General features: G+C 55.1%; 14 protein-coding genes. 9 read left to right on the top strand and 5 right to left on the bottom strand.

What is annotated here, in order from left to right:
- Nucleotides 1-88 precede the first annotated feature (88 nt).
- The 4 genes from ABLV30_RS07750 (at nucleotide 89) to rlmB (ending at nucleotide 5,268) form a co-directional block, all read left to right on the top strand.
- Nucleotides 89-1,387 (top strand): adenylosuccinate synthase, encoded by a 1,299-nt coding sequence (locus ABLV30_RS07750; protein ID WP_004097979.1) that lies wholly within the window; start codon nucleotides 89-91, stop codon nucleotides 1,385-1,387.
- Between the two features lie 149 nt (nucleotides 1,388-1,536).
- Entirely contained in the window at nucleotides 1,537-1,962 is a 426-nt protein-coding gene (gene nsrR, locus ABLV30_RS07745; protein ID WP_004097980.1) for a nitric oxide-sensing transcriptional repressor NsrR, read from the top strand.
- 37 nt (nucleotides 1,963-1,999) lie between these two features.
- Nucleotides 2,000-4,450: a ribonuclease R gene (gene rnr / locus ABLV30_RS07740; protein ID WP_004097981.1), complete on the top strand. Its 2,451-nt coding sequence runs from the start codon at nucleotides 2,000-2,002 to the stop codon at nucleotides 4,448-4,450.
- An 86-nt stretch (nucleotides 4,451-4,536) separates the two neighbouring features.
- Nucleotides 4,537-5,268: a 23S rRNA (guanosine(2251)-2'-O)-methyltransferase RlmB gene (gene rlmB, locus ABLV30_RS07735; protein WP_004109129.1), complete on the top strand. Its 732-nt coding sequence runs from the start codon at nucleotides 4,537-4,539 to the stop codon at nucleotides 5,266-5,268.
- A gap of 36 nt (nucleotides 5,269-5,304) precedes the next feature.
- Here the strand turns inward: rlmB and ABLV30_RS07730 are convergent, their stop codons facing one another.
- Nucleotides 5,305-5,667, bottom strand: coding sequence for a hypothetical protein (locus ABLV30_RS07730; RefSeq protein ID WP_265800832.1), 363 nt, complete (start codon nucleotides 5,665-5,667; stop codon nucleotides 5,305-5,307).
- A 105-nt stretch (nucleotides 5,668-5,772) separates the two neighbouring features.
- Here ABLV30_RS07730 and ABLV30_RS07725 point away from each other — a divergent pair, with 105 nt between their 5' ends.
- The gene (locus tag ABLV30_RS07725; RefSeq protein WP_221842355.1) at nucleotides 5,773-7,410 is read left to right on the top strand and encodes an isovaleryl-CoA dehydrogenase; all 1,638 of its coding nucleotides are present in this window, start codon (nucleotides 5,773-5,775) and stop codon (nucleotides 7,408-7,410) included.
- Here the strand turns inward: ABLV30_RS07725 and yjfN are convergent.
- Nucleotides 7,401-7,676 carry a DUF1471 family protease activator YjfN gene (yjfN, locus tag ABLV30_RS07720; protein WP_014227626.1) on the bottom strand — a complete coding sequence of 92 codons (276 nt, stop codon included), beginning with the start codon at nucleotides 7,674-7,676 and terminating at the stop codon, nucleotides 7,401-7,403. The two genes, ABLV30_RS07725 and yjfN, sit on opposite strands and share 10 nt — an antisense overlap.
- Before the next feature lie 137 nt (nucleotides 7,677-7,813).
- Nucleotides 7,814-8,122, bottom strand: a complete 309-nt coding sequence (bsmA, locus tag ABLV30_RS07715) for a biofilm peroxide resistance protein BsmA (protein ID WP_004097988.1) — start codon at nucleotides 8,120-8,122, stop codon at nucleotides 7,814-7,816.
- Nucleotides 8,123-8,319: 197 nt separating this feature from the next.
- Between bsmA and yjfP the strand changes: the two genes are divergently transcribed.
- Nucleotides 8,320-9,036: an esterase gene (yjfP, locus tag ABLV30_RS07710; RefSeq protein WP_004097989.1), complete on the top strand. Its 717-nt coding sequence runs from the start codon at nucleotides 8,320-8,322 to the stop codon at nucleotides 9,034-9,036.
- Here the strand turns inward: yjfP and ulaR are convergent.
- Both ulaR and ulaG read right to left on the bottom strand, forming a co-directional pair.
- Nucleotides 9,033-9,788 carry an HTH-type transcriptional regulator UlaR gene (ulaR, locus tag ABLV30_RS07705; RefSeq protein ID WP_004097990.1) on the bottom strand — a complete coding sequence of 252 codons (756 nt, stop codon included), beginning with the start codon at nucleotides 9,786-9,788 and terminating at the stop codon, nucleotides 9,033-9,035. The genes yjfP and ulaR overlap by 4 nt on opposite strands.
- Nucleotides 9,789-9,894: 106 nt before the next feature.
- Nucleotides 9,895-10,959 carry an L-ascorbate 6-phosphate lactonase gene (gene ulaG / locus ABLV30_RS07700; protein WP_014227627.1) on the bottom strand — a complete coding sequence of 355 codons (1,065 nt, stop codon included), beginning with the start codon at nucleotides 10,957-10,959 and terminating at the stop codon, nucleotides 9,895-9,897.
- Between the two features lie 364 nt (nucleotides 10,960-11,323).
- Between ulaG and ulaA the strand changes: the two genes are divergently transcribed.
- From ulaA to ulaC, 3 genes are read left to right on the top strand one after another with little or no spacing between them, the layout of a single operon-like run.
- Entirely contained in the window at nucleotides 11,324-12,724 is a 1,401-nt protein-coding gene (gene ulaA / locus ABLV30_RS07695; protein ID WP_221842353.1) for a PTS ascorbate transporter subunit IIC, read from the top strand.
- A 12-nt stretch (nucleotides 12,725-12,736) separates the two neighbouring features.
- Complete coding sequence (ulaB, locus tag ABLV30_RS07690) at nucleotides 12,737-13,042, top strand: PTS ascorbate transporter subunit IIB (protein WP_004109091.1); 306 nt, start codon at nucleotides 12,737-12,739, stop codon at nucleotides 13,040-13,042.
- A gap of 9 nt (nucleotides 13,043-13,051) precedes the next feature.
- The gene (ulaC, locus tag ABLV30_RS07685) at nucleotides 13,052-13,519 is read left to right on the top strand and encodes a PTS ascorbate transporter subunit IIA (RefSeq protein ID WP_004097995.1); all 468 of its coding nucleotides are present in this window, start codon (nucleotides 13,052-13,054) and stop codon (nucleotides 13,517-13,519) included.

Raw genomic sequence — 13,519 nt, 5'->3', positions numbered from 1 at the left:
AATTTCCCGCCTTTTGAGTGCAAAAAGTGCTGTAACTCTGAAAAAGCGATGGTAGAATCCATTTTTAAGCAAACGGTGATTTTGAAAAATGGGTAACAACGTCGTCGTACTGGGCACCCAATGGGGTGACGAAGGTAAAGGGAAGATCGTCGATCTCCTGACTGAACGGGCTAAATATGTTGTGCGCTATCAGGGCGGTCACAACGCCGGCCATACTCTCGTAATCAACGGTGAAAAAACCGTCCTCCATCTCATTCCATCAGGTATTCTTCGCGAGAATGTCACCAGCATCATCGGTAACGGTGTCGTGCTTTCTCCGGCTGCGCTGATGAAAGAGATGAAAGGTCTGGAAGACCGTGGTATCCCTGTCCGCGAGCGTCTGCTGCTTTCTGAAGCGTGCCCGCTTATCCTCGAATATCACGTTGCGCTGGATGTCGCGCGTGAAAAAGCGCGCGGCGCGAAAGCTATCGGTACGACCGGTCGCGGTATCGGCCCGGCTTACGAAGATAAAGTGGCTCGCCGCGGTCTGCGCGTTGGCGATCTGTTTGATAAAGCCACCTTCGCTGAGAAACTGAAAGAAGTGATGGAATATCACAACTTCCAGCTGGTGAATTTCTACAAAGCTGAAGCGGTTGACTACCAGAAAGTTCTCGATGACGTCATGGCGATTGCCGACATCCTGACCGCGATGGTTGTTGACGTTTCCGATCTGCTTGACCAGGCGCGCAAGCGTGGCGATTTCGTCATGTTTGAAGGCGCACAGGGTACGCTGCTCGATATCGATCACGGTACCTATCCGTACGTAACCTCTTCCAACACCACCGCAGGTGGCGTGGCGACCGGCTCCGGTCTGGGTCCGCGTTATGTAGACTACGTTCTGGGTATCATCAAAGCCTACTCCACTCGCGTAGGTGCGGGTCCGTTCCCGACTGAGCTGTTTGATGAAACCGGCGAGTTCCTGTGCAAGCAGGGTAACGAGTTTGGCGCTACCACCGGCCGTCGTCGTCGTACCGGCTGGCTGGATGCCGTAGCGGTGCGCCGCGCGGTGCAGATTAACTCCCTGTCCGGTTTCTGCCTGACTAAGCTGGACGTCCTGGACGGCCTGAAAGAAGTTAAAATCTGCGTAGCCTACCGGATGCCGGATGGCCGCGAAGTGACGACCACTCCGCTGGCTGCTGACAACTGGGAAGGCATCGAGCCGATTTACGAAACCATGCCGGGCTGGTCTGAAACCACCTTTGGCGTGAAAGAGCGCAGCGGTCTGCCGCAGGCAGCGCTGAACTACATCGCACGCATTGAAGAGCTGACCGGCGTACCGGTTGATATTATCTCTACCGGTCCTGACCGTACCGAGACGATGATTTTGCGCGATCCGTTCGACGCATAACGATCTCCAGGGGCGCCGTTAAGGCGCCTCTTGTTTTTGCTGTTCGCCCGCCCCATTTAAATAAATTAGCGGCCTGAGCGCTGGCTGGTTTATCATCAATAGTAATTGTCTACCGACGCACTCTGTTTTTCTTTTCCCTGAGGTTGATTGTGCAGTTAACGAGTTTCACTGATTACGGATTACGCGCGCTGATTTATATGGCGTCGCTACCGGATGGAAGAATGACCAGCATCTCCGAAGTGACGGAGGTTTACGGCGTTTCCCGTAATCATATGGTTAAAATAATCAATCAGCTAAGTCGCGTGGGGTACGTGACGGCGGTACGGGGAAAAAACGGGGGAATTCGTCTGGGGAAACCGGCAAATATGATTCGCGTGGGTGATGTTGTTCGCGATCTGGAGCCGCTCTCGTTGGTCAACTGCAGCAGCGAATTTTGCCATATTACGCCCGCCTGTCGTCTGAAACAGGCGCTTGCTGAAGCCGCGCAAAGTTTTCTCAAGGAACTGGATAACTACACGCTGGCCGATTTGGTTGAAAAGAATCAACCGCTTTATAAATTATTGCTGGTGGAGTGACGTAAACTTCACTGGAGATGACAACGGAGGAACCGACATGTCACAAGATCCTTTCCTGGACCGCGAATCTGAAAAATACGCTAATCCAATCCCGAGCCGGGAATTTATCCTCGATCATTTAGCAAAACGCGAAAAACCGGCTAGCCGAGATGAGCTGGCAATAGAGCTGAATATTGAAGGCGAAGAACAACAAGAAGCATTGCGCCGCAGACTGCGCGCAATGGAACGCGATGGTCAGCTGGTCTTTACGCGTCGTCAGTGCTATGCGCTGCCGGAACGTCTTGACCTGCTGAAAGGGACCGTTATCGGTCATCGCGATGGTTATGGCTTCCTGCGCGTTGAAGGCCGTAAAGATGACCTGTATCTGTCGTCCGAGCAGATGAAAACCTGTATTCACGGCGATCAGGTGCTGGCGCAGCCGCTGGGCGCCGACCGTAAAGGCCGTCGCGAAGCGCGTATTGTCCGCGTACTGGTGCCAAAAACGGGCCAGATTGTGGGCCGCTACTTTACCGATGCGGGCGTTGGCTTCGTGGTGCCGGATGACAGCCGCCTGAGCTTCGATATCCTGATCCCCCCGGAACAGATCATGGGCGCGCGGATGGGGTTTGTGGTGGTGGTTGAGCTGACCCAGCGCCCAACCCGCCGCACCAAAGCGGTCGGCAAGATCGTTGAGGTCCTCGGCGACAATATGGGTACCGGCATGGCGGTCGATATGGCCCTGCGCACCCATGAAATTCCCTACGTCTGGCCGCCAGCGGTCGAAAAACAGGTCGCCGGCCTGAAAGAACAGGTACCGGAAGAGGCGAAACAAGGGCGCGTTGATTTACGCAGCCTGCCGCTGGTCACCATTGATGGCGAAGACGCCCGTGACTTTGATGATGCCGTGTACTGCGAGAAGAAACGCGGCGGTGGCTGGCGTCTGTGGGTGGCGATCGCCGATGTGAGCTACTACGTGCGCCCGGGTACGCCGCTGGATGGCGAAGCGCGCAGCCGCGGCACGTCGGTCTACTTCCCGTCTCAGGTGGTTCCGATGCTGCCTGAAGTGCTCTCTAACGGCCTGTGTTCACTGAATCCTCAGGTCGACAGGCTCTGTATGGTTTGTGAAATGACGATTTCGGCCAAGGGGCGTCTGACCGGCTTCAAATTCTACGAAGCGGTGATGAGCTCCCATGCCCGTCTGACCTATACCAAAGTCTGGCATATGCTGCAGGGCGACCAGGATCTGCGTGAGCAGTACGCGCCGCTGGTTAAGCATATTGAAGAGCTGCATAACCTCTACAAAGTGCTGGACGGCGCGCGTGAAGAGCGCGGCGGTATCTCATTTGAGAGTGAAGAAGCTAAATTCATCTTTAATGCTGAACGCCGCATTGAACGTATTGAGCAGACTCAGCGTAACGACGCGCACAAGCTGATTGAAGAGTGCATGATCCTGGCGAACATCTCCGCTGCGCGCTTCGTTGAGAAGGCCGAGGAACCGGCGCTGTTCCGTATCCATGACAAACCGAGTACGGAAGCGATTACCGCATTCCGTTCGGTGCTCGCGGAGCTGGGGCTTGAGCTGCCTGGCGGCAACAAGCCGGAGCCGCGCGACTATGCGGAATTACTGACCTCTATCGCCGATCGTCCGGATGCAGAGATGCTGCAAACCATGCTGCTGCGGTCGATGAAACAGGCGATATACGACCCGGAAAACCGCGGCCACTTTGGTCTGGCGCTGCAATCCTATGCCCACTTCACCTCGCCGATTCGCCGCTATCCTGACCTTTCGCTGCATCGCGCAATCAAGTATTTACTGGCGAAAGAGCAGGGACATAAAGGCAATAGCACCGAGACCGGCGGCTGGCACTACAGCATGGACGAGATGCTGCAGCTGGGGGCGCACTGTTCGATGACCGAGCGTCGTGCTGATGAAGCGACGCGCGATGTTTCGGACTGGCTGAAGTGTGATTTCATGCTGGATCAGGTGGGTAACGTCTTTAAGGGCGTGATTGCCAGCGTGACCGGCTTTGGTTTCTTCGTCCGTCTGGATGAGCTGTTTATTGATGGTCTGGTGCACGTCTCTTCCCTCGATAACGACTACTACCGCTTCGATCAGGTCGGGCAGCGTCTGATTGGTGAATCCGGCGGCCAGACCTATCGACTGGGCGATCGCGTGGAAGTGCGCGTTGAAGCGGTCAACATGGACGAGCGTAAAATTGACTTCTCGCTTATCTCCAGCGAGCGCGCGCCGCGCAACGTCGGTAAGACCGAGCGTGAAAAAGCGAAGAAAGGCGGCGCAGGTAAATCTTCCGGACGTCGCCGTCAGGCGGGCAAGCAGGTAAACTTCGAGCCGGATAGCGCATTCCGCAAACAGAAAGGTCAGTCTCAGCCGAAAGCCGCTCAGCCAAAAGGCGAGAAGAAAGCGAAAAAGCCGTCGGAGAAAACCCAGAAGATAGCCGCAGCGACCAAAGCCAAGCGCGCGGCGAAGAAAAAGAATATCGCTGAGTAGTGCGATTCCCTTTACCCCCGCGCCTCCCGACATCGTGGCGGGGCGGGGGGAAGGGAACGGATAACAGAACCTAAACGAGTAGATAAATGAGTGAAATGATTTACGGCATCCACGCGGTGCAGGCACTGCTGGAGCGCGCTCCTGAACGTTTTCAGGAAGTCTTTATTCTGAAAGGCCGTGAGGATAAGCGCCTTATGCCGCTGATCCATGCCCTGGAAGCGCAGGGCGTGGTGATTCAGGTCGCCAGCCGCCAGTTTCTGGATGAGAAAAGCGAAGGCGCCGTTCATCAGGGAATTATTGCCCGCGTGAAGCCCGGACGTCAGTATCAGGAGAACGATCTGCCGGATCTGATCGCCTCTCTCGATCAGCCGTTCTTTTTGATCCTTGACGGCGTGACCGATCCGCACAACCTCGGCGCCTGTTTACGTAGCGCTGACGCCGCTGGCGTGCATGCGGTGATTGTCCCCAAAGACCGTTCTGCGCAGCTGAATGCCACGGCGAAAAAAGTGGCCTGCGGCGCGGCGGAAAACGTCCCGCTGATCCGCGTCACCAACCTGGCGCGTACCATGCGTCTGCTGCAGGAAGAGAACGTCTGGATCGTCGGTACCGCCGGTGAGGCCGATCATACGCTGTTCCAGAGCAAAATGACCGGATCGCTGGCGCTGGTCATGGGGGCGGAAGGCGAAGGCATGCGCCGCCTGACCCGGGAGCACTGCGACGAGTTGATCAGCATCCCGATGGCCGGTAGCGTGTCGTCGCTGAACGTATCGGTCGCCACCGGTATTTGCCTGTTTGAAGCGGTACGCCAGCGCAGCTAATCTCTTCTTTCCAAATAAGCCATTCTCTGGAATGGCTTATCTTCTCCAGTTCTGACCGCCTTCTCGCTCTATCCGACGGGCAATGTCGAGACCTCTTTCTACATAGTTCAGGACCTGGCTCAAGGGTAATTCCTCTCCCGGTTCATCTCCCGTTTGCTCGAGGAATTTAAGCTGCGCGCCTCGATTCTTTAATACTTTGATGAGATTAAGAAAATTTCCAATAGGATTCTGCTCTTCCAGAATGTCATCGCAGATTTTGTTTTCATCAAATGAGGTGACGTAACCGGAAGCGTTCAGGTTCTGTTTGATAGCGCTCATCGCGAGATGAGGAAGATGGCGGTGGATAAGCGGAATATAGTTCTGCGCATTTTCCCGATCTTCAATAATTAAATGAATCATGAAATTCCCTTTCTGATTGTGAGAGAACTTTATAACAGAGTTCTCTGACGGAAAGTGCGCCGTTGTCCATACTTATGGATAGAGCCATTGAAGGAGGGAAACATAATGCACTGGCAAACTCATACCGTATTTAATCAACCCTCGCCGCTATGTAACAGTAACTTATTCCTGTCCGATACCGCCCTGCGTGAAGCCGTCGTCCGCGAAGGCGCGGGCTGGGATAGCGGTCTGCTGGCGAGCATTGGCCAACAGCTGGGGACGGCCGAATCGCTGGAGCTGGGGCGCCTGGCCAACAGCAATCCGCCGGAACTGCTGCGCTATGACGCAACGGGATCGCGTCTTGACGATGTTCGTTTCCATCCCGCCTGGCATTTACTGATGCAGGGGCTGTGCGCTAACCGGGTACATAATCTTGCCTGGCAGGAAGAGGCTCGTGAAGGCGCCTTCGTTGCCCGCGCTGCCCGCTTTATGCTGCATGCGCAGGTCGAGGCGGGCACCCTGTGTCCCACCACCATGACCTTTGCCGCTATTCCATTGCTGCAGCGCTCCTTACCCGAGACTTTTAGCGACTGGCTATCGCCGCTATTAAGCGATCGCTACGATCCGCACCTTGTGCCGGGTAATCAGAAACGCGGGCTGCTTATCGGGATGGGGATGACGGAAAAGCAGGGCGGGTCCGATGTCCTGAGCAACACGACGCGAGCGGAGAAAAGCGCAGAAGGCTTTTATCATCTGATCGGACATAAATGGTTTTTCTCGGTACCGCAGAGCGATGCTCATCTGGTGCTGGCTCAGGCGCCGGCGGGCCTCTCCTGCTTTTTTGTTCCGCGCCTGTTGCCGGATGGCCAGCGTAACGGTGTACATCTGGAAAGGCTGAAAGATAAATTAGGTAACCGCGCGAACGCCAGCAGCGAAGTCGAGTTTTTCAATGCCTGCGGCTGGCTGGTCGGGGAAGAGGGCGATGGCGTCCGGCAAATTCTCAAAATGGGCGGCCTGACCCGTTTTGACTGCGCGCTGGGTAGCCATGCGCTGATGCGCCGGGCCTATTCGGTAGCGCTATACCATGCTCTGCAGCGTCAGGCATTTGGTAAAAATCTGGTCGATCAGCCGATAATGCGTCAGGTTCTGGGGCAGATGGCGCTGCGGCTGGAAGGGCAAACCGCCTTTCTGTTCCGCCTGGCGAGGGCCTGGGACAGGCGCGACGATGTGCAGGAAGCGCTATGGGCAAGGCTGTTCACGCCCGCCGCGAAATTTACTGTCTGCAAATCCGGGATCGCGTTCGTCGCCGAGGCGATGGAGGTACTGGGCGGCTCAGGCTATTGTGAAGAGAGTGAATTACCGCGTTTGTACCGTGAAATGCCGGTAAACAGCATCTGGGAAGGTTCCGGTAATATTATGTGTCTGGACGTGATGCGGGTTCTGATGAAGCAGCCGGCGGCGCTCGAACTTCTGGCGGCGGAGTGCGCGGAAGTGAAAGGGCAAAATCGTCATTTCGATCGGACGTGGCGGCAGCTGCAGCAGTGGCTACGGCGGCCTCTGGAAGAGCAGGGGCGGGAGATTACCCGGCTGGTCTATATGCTGGGCGTTGGGGCGCAGCTATTACGCTTCGCGTCACCGCCGCTGGCAGAGGCCTGGTGCCGTATGATGCTCGACGCGCGCGGCGGCATGCGGCTGGATGAGCAGACGCTGGATGACTTACTGTTACGGGCAACGGGGCGTGGACGACAGGCGCCTCAGGCATAAAGAATGGCCTGTACCCGCCAGTTGTCCGGCTGCTGCTCCTCGTACATCTGGACGATGCGATACCAGGAGGCGCCCTGCTCATCGGCCTGCACGGCGATAGCGTGTTCAACATCCTGCTGGCTGCCCGAGATGTTGTTAACGCAAATCAGGCCAATTTCGTTCAGGCCCGTTACGCAGTCAGCGCTGGCAAACTCCGCTGACTGCGCGGAAGTATTGGCCGTGACGGTGGTCAACATCAGGCTGGGTAGGGTAAAAGTTCGTTTCATCGTCAGCTCCATTTCACATAGTCCTGAGGGCAGTCCGTTGCTAACGTTCTGCCAGGTTACAGCTGGCCGAACGTTATTATGCACAGGAGAACGTGAATGGATGCAAAGCAGTGTAAAGCTGGCTTAAAGGTTGACCGTTATTTACGGTACAAAATTGCCTGCGAATACCACTGGCCCGGAACCATGGTGTCATCAATCATTATGATGACGTAGTAATCCGCTTTAGCTGCCTCAGCTTTGACCTTTAGCGCAGCCTCGACATCCATCGGTGAGCCGTACATTAATACGCTCACCGTCCCCATCTTCTGCAGACCCGCCGTCTGATTACGCTGGATCTCTTGTGGATGGTCGGTTGCCGGCGGCGGCGCCTTTGGCGTCCCCTGTAGGGCGCTACAGCCGGTTAAAGCGATTGCCATTAACCACGGTGCAAACCTACGCATAACCATATCTCGTTTCCTGTTAGTCATAGTGTAGTGGTAGCCTGAATGTCATTTCCGGGGAATGTTCCCAAATTGTTATCCCGTACGCGATTTTCGAATGAAAATATCGTGAAAGCGTAATCTGGTTCTCAAGATTATGAATCATGTGCGAACGAGCGACTTGAGTAATAACATAACATCACTTGAGAGAAAGGAGACGGTAAATGATTGCATTAGAAATGCGTAACCTTGCGGGTGGGGAGGTTCTCCATGCGTACCCGCAGGGTGCCGCGGATACGGCGCTGCCTTGCATTGTCTTTTATCATGGTTTTACCTCTTCTAAGCTGGTCTACAGCTATTTTGCCGTTGCGCTTGCAGAGGCGGGGTTTCGGGTGATTATGCCTGATGCAGCGGAACACGGCGCGCGCTACCGGGGAGACGAACAGGGGCGGATGCAGCGCTTCTGGCCGATTCTGATGAACAATTTTATTGAATTTCCGGCACTACAGGAGGCGATTCGGGATCGGGGATGGCTTGCTGACGACAGGCTGGCGGTGGCAGGCGCATCGATGGGCGGAATGACGGCATTAGGGATTATGACCCACCACCCGGAGCTGAAAAGCGTAGCCTGCCTGATGGGGTCAGGCTATTTCAGTTCGCTCTCGCAGGCGCTTTTCCCTTCGCCTTCGTTCGATGCAGAACAGCTGGTGGCGTGGGACGTCAGCCAGCAGCTGGCGACCCTGGCCAGCCGTCCGCTGCTGCTCTGGCACGGCGATGAAGATGATGTCGTGCCGCCGGGGGAAACCTTCCGCCTGCAGCAGGCGCTGCAGCAAAACGCGCTGGCCGACAATTTAACCTGCCTCTGGCAGAAAGGCGTCCGCCACCGCATTACGCCGGAAGCGTTAGCCGCGACGGTGGACTTTTTTCAACGTCACCTTTAAACGCGAATCACCTGTACGCCCTGATCCTCAAGCTGCTTGAGGATCGCCTCATCCGCCTGTTTACCGGTAATCACCAGGTCGATTTGCCCGGCCTGGCTAAAGAGCATTCCGGCGCGTTCGCCGACTTTGCTGCTGTCGACCAGGACCGCGAGTTTGCCGACGACGTTAAGCATTTTTTGCTCCGCCATCGCCGTCAGCATATCGGTTTTATACAGCCCTTCGGCGGTCAACCCTTTGCCGCTGGTGAACATCCAGTGCCCGGCATACAGGCTGTTTTCGCTGCCCTGCGGGCTCAGGGTGATAGAATGGCTGCGGTTATACTGCCCGCCCATAATGATGACGCTGTCGTGTTCCTGATCGATCAGATAGTTGGCCAGCGGCAAATAGTTGGTGATGATCTGTACCGGTTTGCCGCACAGCTCCTGCCCAAGCAGGAATGCGGTAGAGCCGCAGTTAATGACGATGCTTTCGCCAGGGTTGACCAGCTGCGAAGCCGCACGCGCAATCCGTACCTTCTCATCGTGGTTTTGCGCCTGGTGAATATTCATTGGCGACCAGCGCGGGCGCTGCTCGCTGATGGCTTCCGCGCCGTTGCGGACTTTTTTCAGCCTGCCGCTTTCGTCGAGTTTGTTGATATCGCGTCGTGCCGTCGCCGGAGAAATTCCCAGCCGGGAAATCACCTGCTCCACGGTGACAAATCCCGTTTGTGCCAGCAAATCCAATAAAATTTGATGTCTTTGCGCTTCCGTCATGAGCAAATCCGATTAAAAGTGATAAGCAAAGATGATATTTGAAATCAGGTGAAAATACTAATGCTGACGGGGATAATTTCCGGCGGGCGGTCCCGCCGGAGAAGCCTTACAGGAACGACTTAAAGGGCAGGTCCGGTTCCATCGTGAAGCAATCGTCGAATCCGCGCGGATAATGGTATTCGAAGTTGTCTTTATCCAGCGGCCAGGTGAATTTTCCGCCTACCTGCCAGATGAAAGGCTTAAAGCCATACTGCAGACGATCTTTTTTCATCTCCCACAAAACGCGGATTTCCTGCGGATCGGCCTGGAAGTTTGACCAGATATCGTGATGGAACGGAATTACCACTTTAGCATTCAGCGACTCGGCCATGCGCAGTATATCGGCGCTGGTCATTTTGTCGGTGATACCGCGCGGGTTCTCGCCATAGGAGCCCAGCGCCACGTCGATCTGGTGTTCGTTACCGTGCTTCGCATAGTAGTTGGAGTAGTGGGAATCGCCGCTGTGATACAGGTTGCCTCCCGGCGTTTTGAACAAATAGTTCACCGCGCGCTGATCCATTCCGTCCGGCAGGACGCCTGCGGCTTTTTGATCCGCGGGTAAGGTGATCAGGGCCGTACGGTCAAAAGCGTCAAGCGCGTGGATTTCAACATCCTTTATTTTAACCACATCCCCTGGTTTCATCACGATACAGCGCTCTTTTGGAACGCCCCAGCCTATCCACAGGTCGACGCAGGTTTGCGGGCCGATGAACGGCACGTCCTCGGCGCAGTTCTGCATGACCGCGGCGGCCACGTTCACATCAATATGATCGTTATGATCGTGGGTGGACAGTACGGCGTCGATCTGGCGAATAGCGAACGGATCGAGAACAAACGGAGTGGTGCGCAGGTTTGGCTGGAGCTTTTTCACGCCGGCCATACGCTGCATCTGGTGGCCCGTTTTCATCAGCGGGTTCCCGTGGCTTTGCTTGCCGGTACCGCACCAGAAATCGACACAGATATTGGCTCCGCCTTCGGATTTCAGCCAGATGCCCGTACAACCCAACCACCACATGGCAAAGGTGCCCGGCGCAACCTGCTCTTGTTCAATTTCTTCGTTCAGCCAGCTACCCCACTCCGGAAAAGTGTTCAGGATCCATGATTCGCGGGTGATGGTTTGTACTTTACTCATTTGTTTTTCCCTCACATATTATCAAAAGTAATCACGATGTGATTTGTTTTGATGAATACTGTCACCGTTTGTTCAGGATTGCAATCCTGAAATTTGCCCTTCATGAGGGGAATCGTGGAGGGTAAAAAGAGGGGTAGGCTGACGTTATGACATGAGTTAGGTTTTATTTCATTGATTTAAATATACTATTTTACATTTTGTAGAAATGAGAATTAATACGATGACGGATTGTGTGATTATTTGCGGCGTGCGTCACATTTAATCAAATATAATCTTGTTGTGATTATTTTTGATTATTAGAGTGATCGCAACAACCAACCTGGGCGTAGCGTGCGTTCAGAGCGTCCACCTTCTGGAGTGTGTTATGGAGATTCTCTACCACATCTTTACCGTGTTCTTTAACCAGGTTATGACCAACGCCCCGCTGCTGCTGGGTATTGTGACCTGCCTGGGCTATATCCTGCTGCGCAAAAGCGCCAGCGTTATTGTTAAAGGGACGATTAAAACCATCATCGGTTTTATGCTGCTGCAGGCCGGCTCCGGCATTCTGACCAGCACGTTTAAGCCGGTCGTGGCGAAAATGTCTGAGGTTTACGGCATTAACGGCGCTATCTCCGATACCTACGCGTCAATGATGGCCACGATCGAACGCATGGGCGACGCCTACAGCTGGGTGGGCTATGCCGTGCTGTTAGCCCTGGCGCTGAATATCTGTTATGTCCTGCTGCGGCGTATTACCGGTATTCGCACCATCATGCTGACCGGGCACATCATGTTCCAGCAGGCGGGGCTGATTGCCGTCTCTTTTTACATCTTCGGCTACCCGATGTGGACGACCATCATCTGTACAGCGGTACTGGTGTCGCTCTATTGGGGCATTACCTCGAACATGATGTATAAGCCGACCCAGGAAGTGACCGACGGCTGCGGCTTCTCCATCGGACACCAGCAGCAGTTCGCTTCATGGATTGCTTACAAGGTCGCCCCGTATCTGGGCAAAAAAGAGGAGAGCGTTGAGGATCTTAAGCTGCCGGGCTGGCTGAACATCTTTCACGACAACATCGTCTCCACGGCCATCGTGATGACCATTTTCTTCGGCGCGATTCTGCTCTCCTTCGGCATCGACACCGTACAGGCGATGGCGGGTAACACCCACTGGACGGTCTATATCCTGCAAACGGGCTTCTCGTTCGCCGTCGCTATTTTCATTATCACCCAGGGCGTGCGCATGTTCGTCGCCGAACTTTCCGAGGCGTTCAACGGTATCTCCCAGCGCCTGATTCCCGGCGCCGTACTGGCCATTGACTGTGCGGCGATCTATAGCTTTGCGCCAAACGCCGTCGTCTGGGGCTTTATGTGGGGCACCATCGGCCAGCTGATCGCCGTCGGTATTCTGGTCGGCTTCGGCTCTTCCATTCTGATTATTCCGGGCTTTATCCCGATGTTTTTCTCGAACGCCACCATCGGCGTCTTTGCTAACCACTTTGGCGGCTGGCGCGCGGCGCTCAAGATTTGTCTGGTGATGGGCATGATCGAAATCTTTGGCTGCGTCTGGGCGGTGAAGCTGACCGGCATGAGCGCCTGGATGGGCATGGCGGACTGGTCAATTCTGGCGCCGCCGATGATGCAGGGCTTCGCCTCCGTCGGTATCGCGTTTATGGCCGTCATTATCATTATCGCACTGGCTTATATGTTCTTCGCAGGGCGCACGCTGCGCGCTGAAGAGGACGCGGAAAAACAACTGGCAGATGCTTCTGCTCAATAAGGAGTTTTGACTATGACCGTACGTATTCTGGCTGTATGTGGCAACGGGCAAGGCAGTTCCATGATCATGAAGATGAAGGTGGACCAGTTTTTGACCCAGTCAAATATCGATCACACGGTAAACAGCTGCGCGGTGGGGGAATACAAAAGTGAACTCAACGGCGCGGACATCATCATCGCCTCCACCCATATCGCCGGTGAGATTAGCGTCTCCGGCAACAAATACGTGGTTGGCGTGCGCAACATGCTCTCGCCTGCGGATTTTGGCCCAAAACTGCTGGAGGTGATCAAAGCGCACTTCCCGCAGGATGTGAAGTAAGGACGCCAAATGAAATTACGTGATTCGCTGGTGGAGAACAACTCCATCCTTTTACAGGCCGACGCCAGCACCTGGCAGGAAGCCGTCAAGCTGAGCGTTGATTTACTGGTGAAGGCGGATGTCGTGGAGCCGCGCTACTACCAGGCCATTCTGGATGGCGTTGCTCAGCACGGCCCTTATTTTGTGATTGCTCCCGGTCTGGCGATGCCGCACGGTCGGCCGGAAGAGGGGGTGAAGAAAACGGGCTTTGCGCTGGTTACGCTGAAAACGCCGCTGGTTTTCAATCATGAGGATAACGACCCGGTCGACATCCTGATCACCATGGCGGCCGTGGATGCCAATACCCATCAGGAAGTCGGCATCATGCAGATCGTCAACCTGTTTGAAGATGAAGCCAATTTTGACCGTTTACGCGCCTGCCGCTCCGCGCAGGAAGTTCTGGAATTAATTGATAACGCTACGGCAGCGGCCGTTTAA

The sequence above is a fragment of the Klebsiella sp. CN_Kp113 genome (assembly GCF_040064585.1).
In the GTDB taxonomy this organism is placed as follows: domain Bacteria; phylum Pseudomonadota; class Gammaproteobacteria; order Enterobacterales; family Enterobacteriaceae; genus Klebsiella; species Klebsiella michiganensis.
This window is presented reverse-complemented; position numbering and strand designations above follow the sequence as displayed.

Coding starts and splice junctions, on each gene's coding strand:
- yjfP (WP_004097989.1), top strand. CDS start 8,320: ATGATTGCATTAGAAATGCGTAACCTTGCGGGTGGGGAGGTTCTCCAT.
- ulaC (WP_004097995.1), top strand. CDS start 13,052: ATGAAATTACGTGATTCGCTGGTGGAGAACAACTCCATCCTTTTACAG.
- ABLV30_RS07730 (WP_265800832.1), bottom strand. CDS start 5,667: ATGATTCATTTAATTATTGAAGATCGGGAAAATGCGCAGAACTATATT.
- bsmA (WP_004097988.1), bottom strand. CDS start 8,122: ATGGTTATGCGTAGGTTTGCACCGTGGTTAATGGCAATCGCTTTAACC.
- ulaR (WP_004097990.1), bottom strand. CDS start 9,788: ATGACGGAAGCGCAAAGACATCAAATTTTATTGGATTTGCTGGCACAA.
- rnr (WP_004097981.1), top strand. CDS start 2,000: ATGTCACAAGATCCTTTCCTGGACCGCGAATCTGAAAAATACGCTAAT.
- ulaG (WP_014227627.1), bottom strand. CDS start 10,959: ATGAGTAAAGTACAAACCATCACCCGCGAATCATGGATCCTGAACACT.
- yjfN (WP_014227626.1), bottom strand. CDS start 7,676: ATGAAACGAACTTTTACCCTACCCAGCCTGATGTTGACCACCGTCACG.
- ABLV30_RS07750 (WP_004097979.1), top strand. CDS start 89: ATGGGTAACAACGTCGTCGTACTGGGCACCCAATGGGGTGACGAAGGT.
- ulaB (WP_004109091.1), top strand. CDS start 12,737: ATGACCGTACGTATTCTGGCTGTATGTGGCAACGGGCAAGGCAGTTCC.
- rlmB (WP_004109129.1), top strand. CDS start 4,537: ATGAGTGAAATGATTTACGGCATCCACGCGGTGCAGGCACTGCTGGAG.
- ABLV30_RS07725 (WP_221842355.1), top strand. CDS start 5,773: ATGCACTGGCAAACTCATACCGTATTTAATCAACCCTCGCCGCTATGT.
- ulaA (WP_221842353.1), top strand. CDS start 11,324: ATGGAGATTCTCTACCACATCTTTACCGTGTTCTTTAACCAGGTTATG.